Origin of the sequence: Roseivivax halotolerans (assembly GCF_900115815.1) — a bacterium.
GTDB lineage: Bacteria > Pseudomonadota > Alphaproteobacteria > Rhodobacterales > Rhodobacteraceae > Roseivivax > Roseivivax halotolerans.
The window spans coordinates 211290-224951 of the sequence record NZ_FOXV01000005.1 but is presented as its reverse complement, the minus strand read 5'-3'; the positions used below and the strand labels follow the sequence as shown (position 1 = coordinate 224951).

General features: G+C 64.1%; 14 protein-coding genes. 7 read left to right on the top strand and 7 right to left on the bottom strand.

Features of this window, described 5'->3' with window-relative positions; genetic code table 11:
- Positions 1-174 precede the first annotated feature (174 nt).
- The 4 genes from fdxA to BM171_RS09345 all read right to left on the bottom strand — a co-directional run bounded on the left by fdxA (position 175) and on the right by BM171_RS09345 (position 4574).
- Entirely contained in the window at positions 175-513 is a 339-nt protein-coding gene (gene fdxA / locus BM171_RS09360; protein WP_093010971.1) for a ferredoxin FdxA, read from the bottom strand.
- A 50-nt stretch (positions 514-563) separates the two neighbouring features.
- Positions 564-977, bottom strand: coding sequence for an RNA-binding S4 domain-containing protein (locus BM171_RS09355; RefSeq protein ID WP_175497522.1), 414 nt, complete (start codon positions 975-977; stop codon positions 564-566).
- An 82-nt stretch (positions 978-1059) separates the two neighbouring features.
- A complete protein-coding gene (locus BM171_RS09350) occupies positions 1060-3981 on the bottom strand; it encodes a helicase-related protein (protein WP_093010968.1) in 2922 nt (973 codons plus the stop codon).
- A 17-nt stretch (positions 3982-3998) separates the two neighbouring features.
- Positions 3999-4574, bottom strand: coding sequence for a tetratricopeptide repeat protein (locus BM171_RS09345; protein WP_093010965.1), 576 nt, complete (start codon positions 4572-4574; stop codon positions 3999-4001).
- A gap of 70 nt (positions 4575-4644) precedes the next feature.
- Here BM171_RS09345 and BM171_RS09340 point away from each other — a divergent pair, with 70 nt between their 5' ends.
- The 6 genes from BM171_RS09340 (at position 4645) to BM171_RS09315 (ending at position 10794) form a co-directional block, all read left to right on the top strand.
- The gene (locus tag BM171_RS09340) at positions 4645-4935 is read left to right on the top strand and encodes an SCP2 sterol-binding domain-containing protein (RefSeq protein ID WP_093010962.1); all 291 of its coding nucleotides are present in this window, start codon (positions 4645-4647) and stop codon (positions 4933-4935) included.
- Positions 4935-5897 carry an alpha/beta fold hydrolase gene (locus tag BM171_RS09335; protein ID WP_093010959.1) on the top strand — a complete coding sequence of 321 codons (963 nt, stop codon included), beginning with the start codon at positions 4935-4937 and terminating at the stop codon, positions 5895-5897. Before BM171_RS09340 ends, BM171_RS09335 begins: the two co-directional genes overlap by 1 nt.
- 39 nt (positions 5898-5936) lie before the next feature.
- Complete coding sequence (locus BM171_RS09330; protein ID WP_093010956.1) at positions 5937-6956, top strand: ligase-associated DNA damage response exonuclease; 1020 nt, start codon at positions 5937-5939, stop codon at positions 6954-6956.
- Positions 6953-8551, top strand: coding sequence for an ATP-dependent DNA ligase (locus BM171_RS09325; protein ID WP_093010952.1), 1599 nt, complete (start codon positions 6953-6955; stop codon positions 8549-8551). The genes BM171_RS09330 and BM171_RS09325 overlap by 4 nt, the downstream gene beginning before the upstream one ends.
- Before the next feature lie 68 nt (positions 8552-8619).
- Positions 8620-10434 carry a M3 family oligoendopeptidase gene (locus BM171_RS09320; protein WP_093010949.1) on the top strand — a complete coding sequence of 605 codons (1815 nt, stop codon included), beginning with the start codon at positions 8620-8622 and terminating at the stop codon, positions 10432-10434.
- A gap of 3 nt (positions 10435-10437) precedes the next feature.
- Positions 10438-10794: a YigZ family protein gene (locus tag BM171_RS09315; RefSeq protein WP_093010945.1), complete on the top strand. Its 357-nt coding sequence runs from the start codon at positions 10438-10440 to the stop codon at positions 10792-10794.
- A gap of 4 nt (positions 10795-10798) precedes the next feature.
- Here the strand turns inward: BM171_RS09315 and BM171_RS09310 are convergent, their stop codons facing one another.
- Entirely contained in the window at positions 10799-11068 is a 270-nt protein-coding gene (locus BM171_RS09310) for a DksA/TraR family C4-type zinc finger protein (RefSeq protein ID WP_093010942.1), read from the bottom strand.
- A gap of 110 nt (positions 11069-11178) precedes the next feature.
- On the opposite strand from BM171_RS09310, the gene BM171_RS09305 reads away from it, so the two are divergent.
- Entirely contained in the window at positions 11179-11706 is a 528-nt protein-coding gene (locus BM171_RS09305) for a glutathione peroxidase (protein ID WP_093010939.1), read from the top strand.
- Here the strand turns inward: BM171_RS09305 and BM171_RS09300 are convergent.
- Together BM171_RS09300 and betA are read right to left on the bottom strand one after the other, a co-directional pair.
- On the bottom strand, positions 11684-11932 hold the full coding sequence (locus BM171_RS09300; protein WP_093010936.1) for an HP1242/YdcH family protein: 249 nt from the start codon (positions 11930-11932) through the stop codon (positions 11684-11686). The genes BM171_RS09305 and BM171_RS09300 overlap by 23 nt on opposite strands.
- A gap of 73 nt (positions 11933-12005) precedes the next feature.
- Complete coding sequence (betA, locus tag BM171_RS09295) at positions 12006-13646, bottom strand: choline dehydrogenase (RefSeq protein ID WP_093010933.1); 1641 nt, start codon at positions 13644-13646, stop codon at positions 12006-12008.
- Between the last annotated feature and the right edge of the window lie 16 nt (positions 13647-13662).

Below are 13662 nucleotides of genomic sequence, written 5' to 3'. Positions count from 1 at the left end.
AGTCGAACCACGCGCGATATGCACACATCGCTTTCATTTGTGACAGAAATACTACCATAAAATCCGCGCCCTGAACAGAGCGCAGTTTCTCGCCGTTCCACGTTGAGAATCAGCGGCTTGGCGCTGAATTCTCAAGTAGCGCACAGCGCGCGCAACGCGGAGCCGATTCGGAGATCAGCCGCCCTCGCCCGGCTGCTCGGAGAAGTATTTCTCAAGCTTGCCCTCTTCCCCGTCATGCTTCTCAGCGTCCGGAAGGGGGTCCTTCTTGGTGATGATGACGGGCCACATCTCGGAATACTTGCGATTGAACTCGACCCATTTCTCTGCCTCCGGCTCGGTATCAGGGCGGATCGCGTCTGCCGGGCATTCGGGCTCGCAGACGCCGCAATCGATGCATTCGTCGGGATGGATCACCAGCATGTTCTCACCCTCGTAGAAGCAGTCGACCGGGCATACCTCGACGCAGTCGGTATATTTGCAGGCAATGCAGGCATCGTTGACGATATAAGTCATGAGGGGGATGTCCGTTTATCTGGTCGCCCCGTGAGCTAGACCAAGTGCCGTTATTCTTCAAGCGCCTCACGGCGACTTTGATCGAGGGCGCGACGATCCTTCTTGGTGGGCCGTCCGCCACGCTCGTATTTGGGCACGTGCGGCTGCGGCTCGCGCTCGGATTTCGGGCGCGGCGGGTCGAGATCGTCGTAGAGGAGCCGCGCCTCCGAGGCCGGTCCGCGCCGCTCTCCGGGTGCTATGACCCGCACGACGCGGATCTCATGCGCCTGCGGAAAGGTCAGCACGTCGTCCGGGCCGACGGCATGAGCCGGCTTGGCGATGGGCTGGGAATTCACACGCACCCTGCCTGAGGCCACGATCTTCGCCGCAAGGCTGCGCGTCTTGAAGAAGCGTGCCTGCCAGAGCCATTTATCGATGCGGATGCGGTCTGTCACAGCGATCTTTCCCGGAAAGATCGCCGGCATTCCGACGCGGAATGCCGCGGCGCTGCGCCGGTTTCAGCGTCTGAAACCGGCCGCGTTTTGCGACAAAACGCGTGCGCCCGCGTCACGACTTGCTCTTGAACCCCGAAAGTGCCGCGGCAAAGGGGTTGTCGGGATCGATCCGTTCCTTGCGCTCAGGCTTGGCAGTGTAGTTCTGCGCCTTTTGCCCCTGTGGCGGGCGCTTGCCCTTGCCCTTGCCTTTCGGCGGACCGCCACGGCCCTTGCCCTGGGGCTTGCCACCACGCTGATTGCCGCGATTTCCGGCCCAGGTGAACGTATAGAAAACCTCCAGCTCAGGCCCGGCCAGTTCCTCGTCGGGGGCCGTGCCAACCGGCACTTCCTCGTCCGAGACCTTGTCCACGGGCACTTCGTCCTGCGGCTGCGCGGGCTCAGCGGCGATTGGAGCTTCACCGTGATCGGTGATCTCTTCTACCGGGGTCTCTTCGGTGACGGGTTCGGCCTGCTCGGTGATGGCGCCAGGCTCGACCGCGTCCGGCTGGCCTGCGTCGAAGACCGGGGCATCTGCATTCTCTGCCCCCGGCTCTTCGGGTGGCACCGTGTCCTGATGGGCGACACCCTCATCGGTCGGCACGGTCTGATCGACCGCCTTCTGCTTCACCCGCTCGCCCTTCTCCGCGCGATAGCCGAGCCCATCCATGAGATCGGCGAATTGCTCCAGCGTCAGGCCGGTGATCGACAACATGTCCGCCTTGGCCTCGAAACCACCACGGCTGTCCTCGGGCCGCAGAAGATCCGCGAGCCGTTCGAGCATGTCGATTCGGATCGCCCGCGCACCGGCCTTCCGATAGCCCATCGCCGCGAAATCGGCAGCGCTCGTTCCGGCCTCCGCCGGAACGGTGACAAGGCCCGGCGGCGGCGCTTCGGGGAAGATGTCGCGGCCCTGCGCGAGACTCCAGAGCACCAGGCGCAGCCGCGTCGGCGCGGGCTTCAGCAGGAGCGGCATGAAGATGGTGAACTGACCGAACCGCATCCCGTGCTTGCGCAAGGCGCCCCGCGCGTCCTGGTCGAGCGACTTGACCTCGCCCGCGACCTCGGCCCGCGGCAGGATGCCCATCGCCTCGATCATGCGGAAGGCGAAGCCCTTGGCGAGGCCCGAGAGCGTCTCGTCGCGCTGCAGGTTCATCAAGGGCTCGAAGAGGCTCGCGATCTTGCGGTCGATGAAGTGCTGCAGGCGCCGCTCCACCTTCTGGCGCACATCGGGGCCCGCCTCGTCATCGACGAAGGCCACGACGCGCGGCTTCAAGGGATCGTCGCCCTTCTCGAGCTTGCCGACCGCCTGGTCGCCCCACATGAGGCCGCCCTGCTCGGTGAAGTCGATCTCGGTATCGGGCGCGTTGTAGAACCTGTCGGCGCGCAGATGGAAATGCGGCGCGAGCGCTTGCAGAGAGGCGGACTTCAGCGTCTTCGCCTCCTCGCCCTTGGCATCCTTGTCCTGGCGGAACCGGAACCCTTCAAGCTGACCGACGAATTCGCCTTCGACGGTCACTTCACCTTTGTCGTTCACTTCGGCCAAGAGGGCCTCCTTCTGTTTCAACCGGCGAAGAAGGACACTCGTCCGCCGGTCTACAAATCTTTGGGTCAAACGCTCGTGCAGGGCGTCCGATACCCGATCTTCTACCGCCCGCGTGCGGTCGCGCCAATGCTCTTCATCGTGGGTCCAGCCTTTGCGCTGCGCCACGTAGGTCCATGTGCGGATATACGCCAACCGTTTCGACAATGTGTCGATGTCGCCGTCGGTTCGGTCGATCCGGTGGACCTGTCGGGCCAGAAAGTCATCGGGAACGGTTCCACGCTCGTGCAAATGCCCGAATATAACGTCGAGAAGGCCAGCATGTTCCGCGTGGGATATGCCGCGGAAGTCGGGGATCCGGCAGACATCCCAAAGAAGCTGCACCGAGCGGGCATCGGACGCCCGCGCGCGCACCTCCGCGCGAGAGGACAATTCCTTCAGCGCCTTCAGATCGTCCGCCTCGCGCGCTTTCACGAGAATCTCGTCATCCGTGCTCGCTTCCAGCGAGGCGATCAGCGAGTCCGGGCTGCCGAAGGCGAGTTTGGAGTTGCGCCATTGCAGTTTACGGATCGGCGTGAAGCGGTGATTGCAGATCGCCTCGGCGACCTCCTCTTCTAGCGGAGGCGCCTCACCCGTGACGCCGAACGTCCCGTGGCTCATACCGCGCCCGGCGCGGCCCGCGATCTGTGCAAGCTCATTGGGCGCGAGCGGGCGCATCCGTCGCCCGTCGAACTTCGTGAGCGACGAAAACGCGACGTGATCTATATCGAGATTGAGCCCCATGCCGATCGCGTCCGTCGCCACCAGGTAATCGACCTCGCCGTTCTGATAGAGCTCCACCTGCGCGTTGCGGGTCCGGGGGCTGAGCGCACCCATGACCACCGCTGCACCGCCCTTTTGTCGGCGCAGAAGCTCGGCGATCGCATATACATTCTCAACCGAAAAACCCACGATCGCGGAGCGCGACTGCAGTCTACTTATCTTTTTCGAACCTGAATACGCCAATTGGCTCATACGCTCACGGCGCAGGAATTCACAGCCGGGCACAAGGGCCGCGATGGGTCCGCGCATCGTGTCCGCGCCCATGAACAGGGTCTCGTGGGTGCCGCGCATCCGCAAAAGGCGGTCGGTGAAGACGTGGCCGCGTTCGGGATCGGCGCAAAGCTGGATCTCGTCGATAGCGACGAAATCGGTGCCCATTCCCTCGGGCATCGCCTCGACCGTGCAAACCCAATAGGCCGCGCGCGGCGGCACGATCCGCTCTTCCCCGGTGACGAGCGCGACGACCGACGGCCCGCGCGCCGCGACGATCTTGTCATAGACCTCGCGCGCCAGAAGCCGGAGCGGCAGGCCGATCATGCCCGTGCGATAGCCCAGCATACGCTCGATCGCGTAATGCGTCTTGCCGGTATTGGTCGGGCCGAGAACGGCCGCGACCCGCGATGTCATCTCCATGAGATGTCCTTGAGAAGTTAGAGGCGGATCCCGTTCGCAAGGATGTCGAGCCGTGTCATCGCGTTGGTCACACGTTCGTCGAAGGGACGCAATGCATCCGCCTGTGCATAGGCACGATAGGCAAGCGTCGCGTCACCCAGTTGTTCGAAGATCGCGCCGAGACCCTGGAGGGCGCCGAAATGATTGGGATTGATCGCAAGCGTGCGCTCGAGACTGTCGACCGCAAGGCCAAGCCGCTCTTGCGCATAATAAACTTGGGCAAGCTCGTACCAGCCTTCGGCGAAATCCGGCGCGTGATCGGTCAGCGCGCGGAGGTGTTCGGCCGCGCGTTCGGCATCCTCGACCTCCATCGCGTCGCGCCCGCGTTTCAGCAGAAGATCCATCGCAGCAGAGCCGGATTTCGACCATTCCAACACGATCTCCCGCTCGAGGGACCGGGCCTCCTCCGGGCTCGTCGCGGCGGCGAGTTCGCGCATCAATTCGGCCGAACGGTCGGAGCCAGCCTCCGCAAGCGCGGAACCCGGCACGAAAAACGCGACCGCAACGGAAAATGCCGCGACGACAGATTTGAATTTTCGCAAGGTCCTGAGCATGGTGAGTCCAAGATTAGCGCATGGATCGCGAATTGAAACCCGCGAGAGATCACAGTTGGGAAGACAGATTATGAGCGACACGATCAACGAAGCCGTCACCGCCCTGAACGAGAAGCTGGCCGGCGAGGAAATCGGCGGCACCGCAAAGTTCGACATCGAAGGCGAAGGCGCGATCATGATGGACGACAATGGCGCGCGCGCCGGCGACGAGGAAGCCGATGTCACGATGACCGCCGATGCCGATACCTTCCGCCAGATCCTCGAAGGCGAGATGAACCCGACAGCGGCCTTCATGTCCGGCAAGCTCTCCATCGACGGCGATATGGGCCTCGCGATGAAGCTCGCAGGCGTTCTCGGCTGATGACCGAAACGGCCCCTTTTCTCACCGATCTGGCCCAGGGCCCGGACGGCGCACGCGCCGTCTGGGTTCAGGCCGTGGACGGCAAGCGAATTCGTCTTGGGCATTATCCTGGCGGAGAGACAGGGACCGTGCTGCTCTACCCCGGGCGCACCGAATACATTGAGAAATACGGTCGCCTTGCGGCCGATTTTGCAAAGGCCGGGTATCACACGCTCGCCATAGACTGGCGCGGTCAGGGCCTCTCGGATCGGCTTTTGCCGGATGTGCGGACGGGGCATGTCGATCTCTTTCACGATTACCAGAAAGACGCCGACGCGATGATCGCCTGGGCCGAGGCGGAAGGATTGCCGCGTCCTTTCCACCTACTCGGGCATTCGATGGGCGGCTGCATCGGCCTGCGCTCGCTCGTGAACGGCATCGACGTTGCAGGCGCCGTCTTCACGGGTCCGATGTGGGGTATCCGCATCGCGCCGATGATGCGCCCCGTCGCCTGGACCCTGTCGCTCGGGGCCTCGCGCTTCGGCCTAGGCCACAACATCGCGCCCGGCACGAACCCCGAAAGCTATGTCGTCTCGGAGACGTTCGAGGGCAATCTGCTGACCCGCGACCGTGAGATGTACGACTACATGCGCGCGCAGGTTCTGGCCGAACCGGGCTTGCAATTGGGTGGCCCTTCCTTGCGCTGGCTGAACGAGGCGCTCGTGGAATGCCGCGCGCTCGCGCGGATGCCCGCCCCCGATTACCCCTGCCTGACCTTCGTCGGCACCAATGAGCGGATCGTCGACATCCCGCGTATCAAGGCGCGCATGGCCTCCTGGCCGGGCGGAAAACTGGTCAAGATTCCCGGCGGCGAACATGAGGTTCTGATGGAGAGCCCCGAGGTGCGTGGCGAAGTCATCCCGGCGATCATCGCGCATTACGACGCAGCCGAAAGCCGCGCGCCGAAAGCGGCCTCCGCCTGACATTGGCGGCGGCCTGCGCCCGCCCTATCCTTCCGGGTCATGGCGGATCCGGTCCTCACATTCACAGAACGCGGCATCTACTGCCCCGCAGGCGATTTCTTCATCGATCCCTGGCGACCGGTGGACAAGGCGCTCATCACCCACGGCCATGCGGACCATGCGCGATGGGGGCATAAATCCTATCTCGCGACAGAGACCGCCGCGCCGGTCATGCGCTATCGCCTCGGCGACATCGCGCTCGACACGATCCGCTTCGGAGAGGTCCGGCAGATCGGCGGCGCGTCAGTCTCCTTCCATCCCGCAGGGCATATACCGGGTTCGGCCCAGATCCGCATCGAGGTCGGCGGCGAGGTCTGGGTCGTCTCGGGTGACTACAAGACCGAGCCTGACAAGCTCTCCGAGCCATTCGAGCCCATCCGATGCCACGCCTTCATCTCCGAATGCACCTTCGGCCTGCCCGTCTTCAAATGGCGGCCCGAAGCGGAGGTTGCCGCGGAGATCAACGCCTGGTGGGCGTCGAATGCCGCCGAAGGCATCACCTCGGTTCTCGGCTCCTATTCGCTCGGCAAGGCGCAGCGCGTCCTGTCGCTGGTCGATCCCGAGATCGGCCCGATCCTTACGCATGGCGCGGTCGAGGCGACAAATGCGATCCTGCGCGAACAGGGCCTGCCGCTGCCAGCAACGACGCAGGTTTCCGCAGACGCCAATCCGAAGAACATGACCGGTCCGCTCGTCATTGCGCCGCCCTCGGCGCTCGGCACGCCATGGATGCGCCGCTTCGGTCCGTCGAGCCAAGCTTTCGCGAGCGGCTGGATGGCGCTCCGGGGCGTGCGCCGGCGGCGCGCGATGGACCGGGGTTTCGTTGTCTCGGACCACGCGGATTGGGACGGCTTGCTTGCCGCGATCAAGGAGACGGGCGCGGAAAAATTATTCGTTACGCATGGTTACACCGATATCTTCGCGCGCTGGCTGAAGTCTGAAGGCTATGACGCGCATGTCTTGAAGACCGAGTTCGGCAGCGAGGATGCCGACGAGGTCACGGAGGAAGAGCCGGCATGAAGGATTTTGCCGCGCTTTTCACGGAAGTCGATCAGACCACCAAGACCACGCGCAAGACGAAGGCGCTTGCGCGGTTCTTCGCGGAGGCCTCGGACGAGGACAAGCTCTGGACCATCGCGCTCTTTTCGGGCCGCCGTCCGAAACGGGCCGTCAACACGACCCAGCTTCGCGAATGGGCAGCCGAGGAAGCCGGCATCCCGCTTTGGCTTCTGGAGGAAAGCTATCCAATCGTCGGCGATCTGGCGGAGACGCTGGCGCTGGTCCTGCCGCCCGCGCCCGAGGTCAGCGACAAGCCGCTCTCGCACTGGATCGGCGAGCTGAAGGCGCTCGGCCAGGTCGATATCGATGCGCGTCACGACCGGATCGTCGCCGCCTGGAGACAGCTCGACGAGACGGAGCGCTTTCTGTTCAACAAGCTCATCACGGGCGGCTTCCGCATCGGCGTCAGCCAGAAGCTCATGACACGCGCGCTCGCCCAGGCGACGGGTCAGGACGAGGCGGTGCTCGCGCACAAGCTCATGGGCAAGTGGACCCCCGATGCGACGTCCTACCACGCGCTCATTGAGGCGGAAGATCCTGCCGCCGACGCTTCCCGCCCCTACCCATTTTATCTCGCGTATCAGCTCGATGACGGGCCGGTAGACATCGGCCCGCCCGAGGATTGGCAGGCGGAATGGAAATGGGATGGCATTCGCGGCCAGCTTCTGGTGCGCGGGGCCGAGCATCACGTCTGGTCGCGCGGCGAGGAGCTGATGACCGACCGTTTTCCCGAGCTTGCGCCCGCCCGCGACTTCCTGCCCGACGGCACGGCGCTGGACGCCGAGATCGTCGCCTGGGACTTCGAGAATGAAATGCCCCTGCCGTTCAACACGTTGCAGGCGCGGATCGGGCGCAAGACCGTGCCGAAAAAGCTTTTGCGCGAAGCGCCCGTGATCCTACTGGCTTATGATCTTCTGGAACATGATGGCACAGACATCCGAGCGCATCCGATGGCCGAGCGGCGCGCGGCGCTCGATGCGCTGATCGCAGATCTGCCGCCCGAAGCCCCGATCCGGGCGTCCCGGCTCATCGCTTTCGACACTTGGGAGGCGCTCGCGAAGGAACGCGCCAAGGCCCGCGATTTCCGCGCCGAGGGGGTCATGCTCAAACGCCTGGACAGCCCCTATCTGTCGGGGCGCAAGAAGGGGGACTGGTGGAAGTGGAAGCTCGACCCGCTCACCATCGACGCTGTGATGATCTATGCCCAGCAGGGCCACGGGCGGCGCGCGAACCTCTTTACCGACTTCACCTTTGCCGTGCGCGACGGCGAGGCGTTGGTACCCTTCACCAAGGCCTATTCCGGTCTGACCGACGCCGAGTTCCGCAAGATCACCGCCTGGGTGCGGAAAAACACGCTGGAACGCTACGGCCCGGTGCGTCAGGTCACGCCCGAGCATGTCTTCGAGATCGCCTTCGAGGGGATCCACGAAAGCCCGCGCCACAAATCCGGTGTCGCGCTGCGCTTCCCCCGGATGAGCCGCTGGCGGCATGACAAGCGCGTGGCGGAGGCAAACACGCTGGACGATTTGAAGGCGATGCTGGCCGCCTACGGTTGAGGGAATCGCCCCTTGAACCTCGCGCGGCACCACGCCACGTTCCTGACAAAGCCAAAAGGAGCCAGCCCATGAATGTCCGTCCCGTCCTCGACGCCAATGCCTCCGCCGGTGGCGGCAATCTGGGCAACCTGCCCGAATGGGATCTGACGGACCTCTACGCTGCCCCGGACGCGCCCGAGCTCAAGCGCGATCTCGATTGGCTGGAGGCGTCCTGCAAAAGCTTCGCTTCGGATTACGAGGGTAAGATCGCTGGGCTCGATGCGCGCGGTTTTCTCGAGATGGTCGAACGCCACGAGAAGATCGAGAATATCGCAGGACGCATCATGTCCTTCGCCGGCTTGCGCTACTACCAGAACACGACCGATCCGGATCGCGCGAAGTTCCTCTCGGACGCGCAGGAGAAGATCACGGTCTACACGACGCCGCTCGTCTTTTTCTCTCTTGAGATCAATCGCCTCGAGGACGCAGCTTATGCTGATCTCTTTGACGCCGATGCCGATCTCGCCCGATACAAGCCTGCCTTCGACCGCATCCGCGCGATGAAACCCTACCAGCTCTCCGACGAGATGGAGAAGTTCCTGCACGACATGGGCGTCGTCGGCGATGCCTGGGAGCGGCTCTTCGACGAGACGATCTCGGGCCTCGAATTCGAGGTCGATGGCGAAGTCATGGGCATCGAGGGCACGCTCAACTGCCTGACCGAACAGGACCGCGCAAAGCGTGAAGCCGCCGCGCGAGAGCTTGCGCGGGTCTTCGCGGGCAACATCCGAACCTTCGCGCGCGTGCACAACACGCAGACCAAGGAAAAAGAGGTCATGGACCGCTGGCGCGGCATGCCGACCCCGCAGACCGGACGACACCTTGCCAATGACGTCGAGCCCGAGGTCGTCGAGGCCTTGCGCGACGCCGTTGTCGCCGCCTATCCCAAGCTCTCGCACCGCTATTACGAGCTCAAGCGCAAGTGGCTCGGGCTTGAGCGGATGCAGGTCTGGGACCGCAACGCGCCCCTGCCCATGGAAACGACCCGCACAGTCGATTGGGACGAGGCACGCGAGACGGTGATGAACGCCTATTCGGAGTTCGATCCGAAAATGGCCGAGATCGCCGAGCCGTTCTTTAGCAAAGGTTGGATCGACGCAGCCGTGACGCCGGGCAAAGCGCCCGGCGCCTTCGCGCACCCGACGGTCACGAACGTGCATCCGTACGTTCTGCTCAACTACCTCGGTAAGCCGCGCGACGTGATGACGCTCGCCCATGAGCTTGGCCACGGGGTTCACCAGGTTCTCGCGGCGGGCCAAGGCGAGATGCTGTCCTCCACCCCGCTCACCTTGGCCGAGACCGCGTCGGTCTTCGGCGAGATGCTGACCTTCCGCCGGATGCTGCGAAACGCCAAGGACGATGCCGAGCGCAAGGTTCTGCTCGCCGGCAAGGTCGAGGACATGATCAACACGGTCGTGCGCCAGATCGCGTTCTACGATTTCGAGTGCAAGCTGCACGAGGCGAGACGCAGCGGCGAACTGACACCGGACGATATCAACGCGCTCTGGATGTCGGTCCAGGCCGAGAGCCTCGGGCCCGCCTTCGATTTCATGGACGGCTACGAGACCTTCTGGGCCTATATCCCGCATTTCGTGCACTCGCCGTTCTACGTCTACGCCTATGCTTTCGGAGACGGTCTCGTGAACGCGCTCTACGCGAATTACGAAGAAGCGCCCGACGGCTTCCAGGAGAAGTATTTCGACATGCTGAAGGCGGGCGGCTCGAAGCATCACACCGATCTGCTCGCGCCGTTCGGCCTCGACGCGACCGACCCGGCGTTCTGGGACAAGGGTCTGTCAATGATCTCGGGCCTGATCGACGAGCTCGAGGCGATGGAGGACTGAGCCCTGCTCGTGCTCGAAAACGTGCTCAGCGACCGCGGGTCGAAATACGCGGTCGCCGGCGCGCCCTGCGCTTCCGAGGACGAGGCAAAGGCGCTGGTGAAAGACCTCAAGCGCCACAAGAAATTCGCCAAGGCCACGCATAATAGCTGGGCCGTGCTGCTTCCCGATGCGCCCGTCAAGAACGACGACGGCGAGGCAGGCGCTGGCAACGTCATCCTGCGCATGCTCGAACGGGATGGGGTTTCCGAGCACCTCGTCGTCGTCACGCGCTGGTTCGGCGGCAAGCATCTGGGCGGTGACCGCTTCCGGCACGTCCAGACCTGCGTGCGCGCCTATCTCGACGAGATCGGGGCAGACTGAGCGATTATTTGAGCTGGCTGTCCTTTGAGCCGCGCCGGTTGATCCCGCCGCGCGACGGGGCAGCCCCGTCCCGCTCCTGCTGGCAGTCGATACAGAGTTTGACGCCCGGTAAGGCCACGCGGCGCTTCTCGGGGATCGGCTCTTCACATTCAGCGCAATGGGTCAGGCTTTCGCCCGATGGCATGCGCCGCGCCTTCATGCGCGCCAGCTCGTCCGAGATCGACGCTTCGATCTGTTCGCTCACCGCGCCGTCGCGTGTCCATCCACCGGCCATGATGCACCTCCTCGTTATGAAACTAATGCGCTTGCGCCGCCGTGCCTATGGTCGCGGTTGGAAAAGTCGCGGCGCGGACTATCTCGCGTCCCAGTTTCCGAAGGTGACCCATGCGACATTTACTTGCAGTTTTCGCGCTGATCCTGACGGCCAGCCAAGCCGCGGCTCTCGATTTCCGCTTCCCCTCCATAGATGGCGGCGAGATCGACATGCGGGATTGGGCAGGCCAGCCTGTGCTCGTGGTGAACACGGCCTCGCGCTGCGCCTTCACCGGGCAATATGATGCGCTGCAAGAGCTCTATGACCGCTACCGGACCGACGGTCTCGTCGTGCTTGCGGTCCCGTCCAACGACTTCAAGCAGGAGCTTGGCTCGGACGAGGCGGTCAAGGACTTCTGCGAGCTGAATTTCGGGATCGACATGCCCATGACGACCATCACCGCCGTACGCGGCGGCGAGGCGCATCCGTTCTATGCATGGCTCCGCGAAACTGCGGGCTTCGAGCCGGCCTGGAACTTCAACAAGGTTCTCATTGACCCCGACGGCCGCGTCACCGCCACCTGGGGGTCGACCGCCCGCCCGATGTCGCCCGCGATCACGCGCGAGATCGAAGCCCTTATTCCGCAGGCTCGCGGCTGAGAATCCTGTAGACTTCGTCCTTCAAGGCCGCGCGCTCGCGCCGGATCTCCAGCGCTGCAAGATCGTCGATCGGCACCACGTTGGTCTCCGCCAGGTGCACTTCGGCGTTGAGCGCATCGTAGCGATCGGCAAGCCGCGCGAAATAAAGGTCGGTCTGCCGCAGGGTCGCGATCCGCGCGCGATGTTCGGGAAAATCCTCGGGCAGCTTGTGGGGAACGTGGGTCATCGGGGCCTCCTTCATTGGTTACGCCGATGACACCACGTGCGGGTGCCTAGGTCTTTGACAGGGATCAATTGCACTACCGCTGCGCCTCCTGCCAGTTCGGATGAATCCAGGGCTCCGCATTCTCCGGCGGAAGATGGCGACCGAGCACATGATCCGCGATCTTCTCCCCGACCATGATCGAGGGCGCGTTGAGGTTGCCGTTCGTGATGCGCGGGAAGATCGAACTGTCGGCGACGCGAAGCCCATCGACGCCGATCACCCGGCCTTCGGGATCGACCACGGCTCCGGGATCGTCCCGCCGACCCATCCGGCAGGTGCCGCACGGGTGGTACGCGCTTTCGACATGGGCGCGGATGAAATCGTCCAGCTCGTCGTCGCTCTGCACCTCGGCGCCGGGCTGGATCTCGAAATCGGCGTAAGGCGCGAATGCCTCCTGCGCGAAGATCTCGCGGGTGAGCCGGATCGCTCGCCGGAAATCGTCCCAGTCCTTCTCGTCCGACATGTAGTTGAAGCGGATGCTGGGCGCGGACTCGGGGTCGCGCGAGGTCAGTGTCACCTCCCCCCGAGACGGAGACCGCATCGGCCCGACATGCGCCTGGAACCCATGGCCCTCGGCGGCTGCCTTGCCGTCGTAGCGTACCGCGAGCGGCAGGAAGTGATACTGGATGTCCGGGTAATCGACACCTGCCTCGGAGCGGATAAAGGCTGCGCTTTCGAACTGGTTCGACGCGCCCGGCCCGCTGCGGTTCAAAAGCCAGCGCAGCCCGACATAGGCCTTCCCGAAGAGGTTCCAGTACCGGAAAAGGCTGACCGGCTGTTTGGAGGCCATCTGGATGTAGAGCTCGAGATGATCCTGAAGGTTCTGTCCGACGCCGGGACGGTCGGCCACGGGCTCGATGCCGTGCTCGGCAAGATGCGCCGCGGGGCCGATCCCCGAGAGCATCAGGAGCTTCGGCGAGTTGAGCGACGAGGCCGCGAGGATCACCTCGCGCCGCGCGCGAATGGTCTCCCGCGTATCGCCGCGAGCGAAGTTGACGCCGGTGGCCCGGCCATCCTCGATGACGACACGGCGCGCGAGACCGCGCACGATCTCCACCCCCATCTTCTGGGCAGGCCGAAGATAGGCATTGGCAGCGGACCAGCGGGTGCCCTTGTGGATCGTGGCCTCCATCGGCCCGAACCCTTCCTGCTTCTCGCCGTTGTAATCGGCGGTCGCTTCGTAGCCGGCCTGCACGCCCGCCTCCGTAAAGGCTTGGACGAGCGGGTTGTCCCGAGGACCACGGCTCACATGCAAAGGGCCGTCCGTGCCGCGCCAGCCGGGCTGACCGCCATGCGACGTCTCCATCCGCTTGTAATACGGCAGAACATCCGCATAGCCCCAGCCATCCGCGCCCTGATCGCGCCAATGGTCGAAGTCGCGCGCATGGCCGCGCACATAGACCATGCCGTTGATCGAGGAGGAGCCGCCGATCACCTTGCCGCGCGGACAGGCGAGCCGGCGACCGCCGAGATGGGGCTCAGGCTCGGTCTGGTAGCCCCAATCATAGAGCGGCATGTTCATCGGGTAGGACAGCGCGCCCGGCATCTGGATGAACGGGCCGCCATCCCAGCCGCCATGTTCGATGACGATGACCGACCGGCCCGCCTCCGCGAGGCGATAGGCCATGGCGCATCCGGCGCTGCCGGCTCCTACGATGACGTAATCGGCGATCATGGATCTGGTCCCTGGT

Coding starts and splice junctions, on each gene's coding strand:
- fdxA (WP_093010971.1), bottom strand. CDS start 513: ATGACTTATATCGTCAACGATGCCTGCATTGCCTGCAAATATACCGAC.
- BM171_RS09355 (WP_175497522.1), bottom strand. CDS start 977: ATGCCGGCGATCTTTCCGGGAAAGATCGCTGTGACAGACCGCATCCGC.
- BM171_RS09350 (WP_093010968.1), bottom strand. CDS start 3,981: ATGGAGATGACATCGCGGGTCGCGGCCGTTCTCGGCCCGACCAATACC.
- BM171_RS09345 (WP_093010965.1), bottom strand. CDS start 4,574: ATGCTCAGGACCTTGCGAAAATTCAAATCTGTCGTCGCGGCATTTTCC.
- BM171_RS09340 (WP_093010962.1), top strand. CDS start 4,645: ATGAGCGACACGATCAACGAAGCCGTCACCGCCCTGAACGAGAAGCTG.
- BM171_RS09335 (WP_093010959.1), top strand. CDS start 4,935: ATGACCGAAACGGCCCCTTTTCTCACCGATCTGGCCCAGGGCCCGGAC.
- BM171_RS09330 (WP_093010956.1), top strand. CDS start 5,937: ATGGCGGATCCGGTCCTCACATTCACAGAACGCGGCATCTACTGCCCC.
- BM171_RS09325 (WP_093010952.1), top strand. CDS start 6,953: ATGAAGGATTTTGCCGCGCTTTTCACGGAAGTCGATCAGACCACCAAG.
- BM171_RS09320 (WP_093010949.1), top strand. CDS start 8,620: ATGAATGTCCGTCCCGTCCTCGACGCCAATGCCTCCGCCGGTGGCGGC.
- BM171_RS09310 (WP_093010942.1), bottom strand. CDS start 11,068: ATGGCCGGTGGATGGACACGCGACGGCGCGGTGAGCGAACAGATCGAA.
- BM171_RS09305 (WP_093010939.1), top strand. CDS start 11,179: ATGCGACATTTACTTGCAGTTTTCGCGCTGATCCTGACGGCCAGCCAA.
- BM171_RS09300 (WP_093010936.1), bottom strand. CDS start 11,932: ATGACCCACGTTCCCCACAAGCTGCCCGAGGATTTTCCCGAACATCGC.
- betA (WP_093010933.1), bottom strand. CDS start 13,646: ATGATCGCCGATTACGTCATCGTAGGAGCCGGCAGCGCCGGATGCGCC.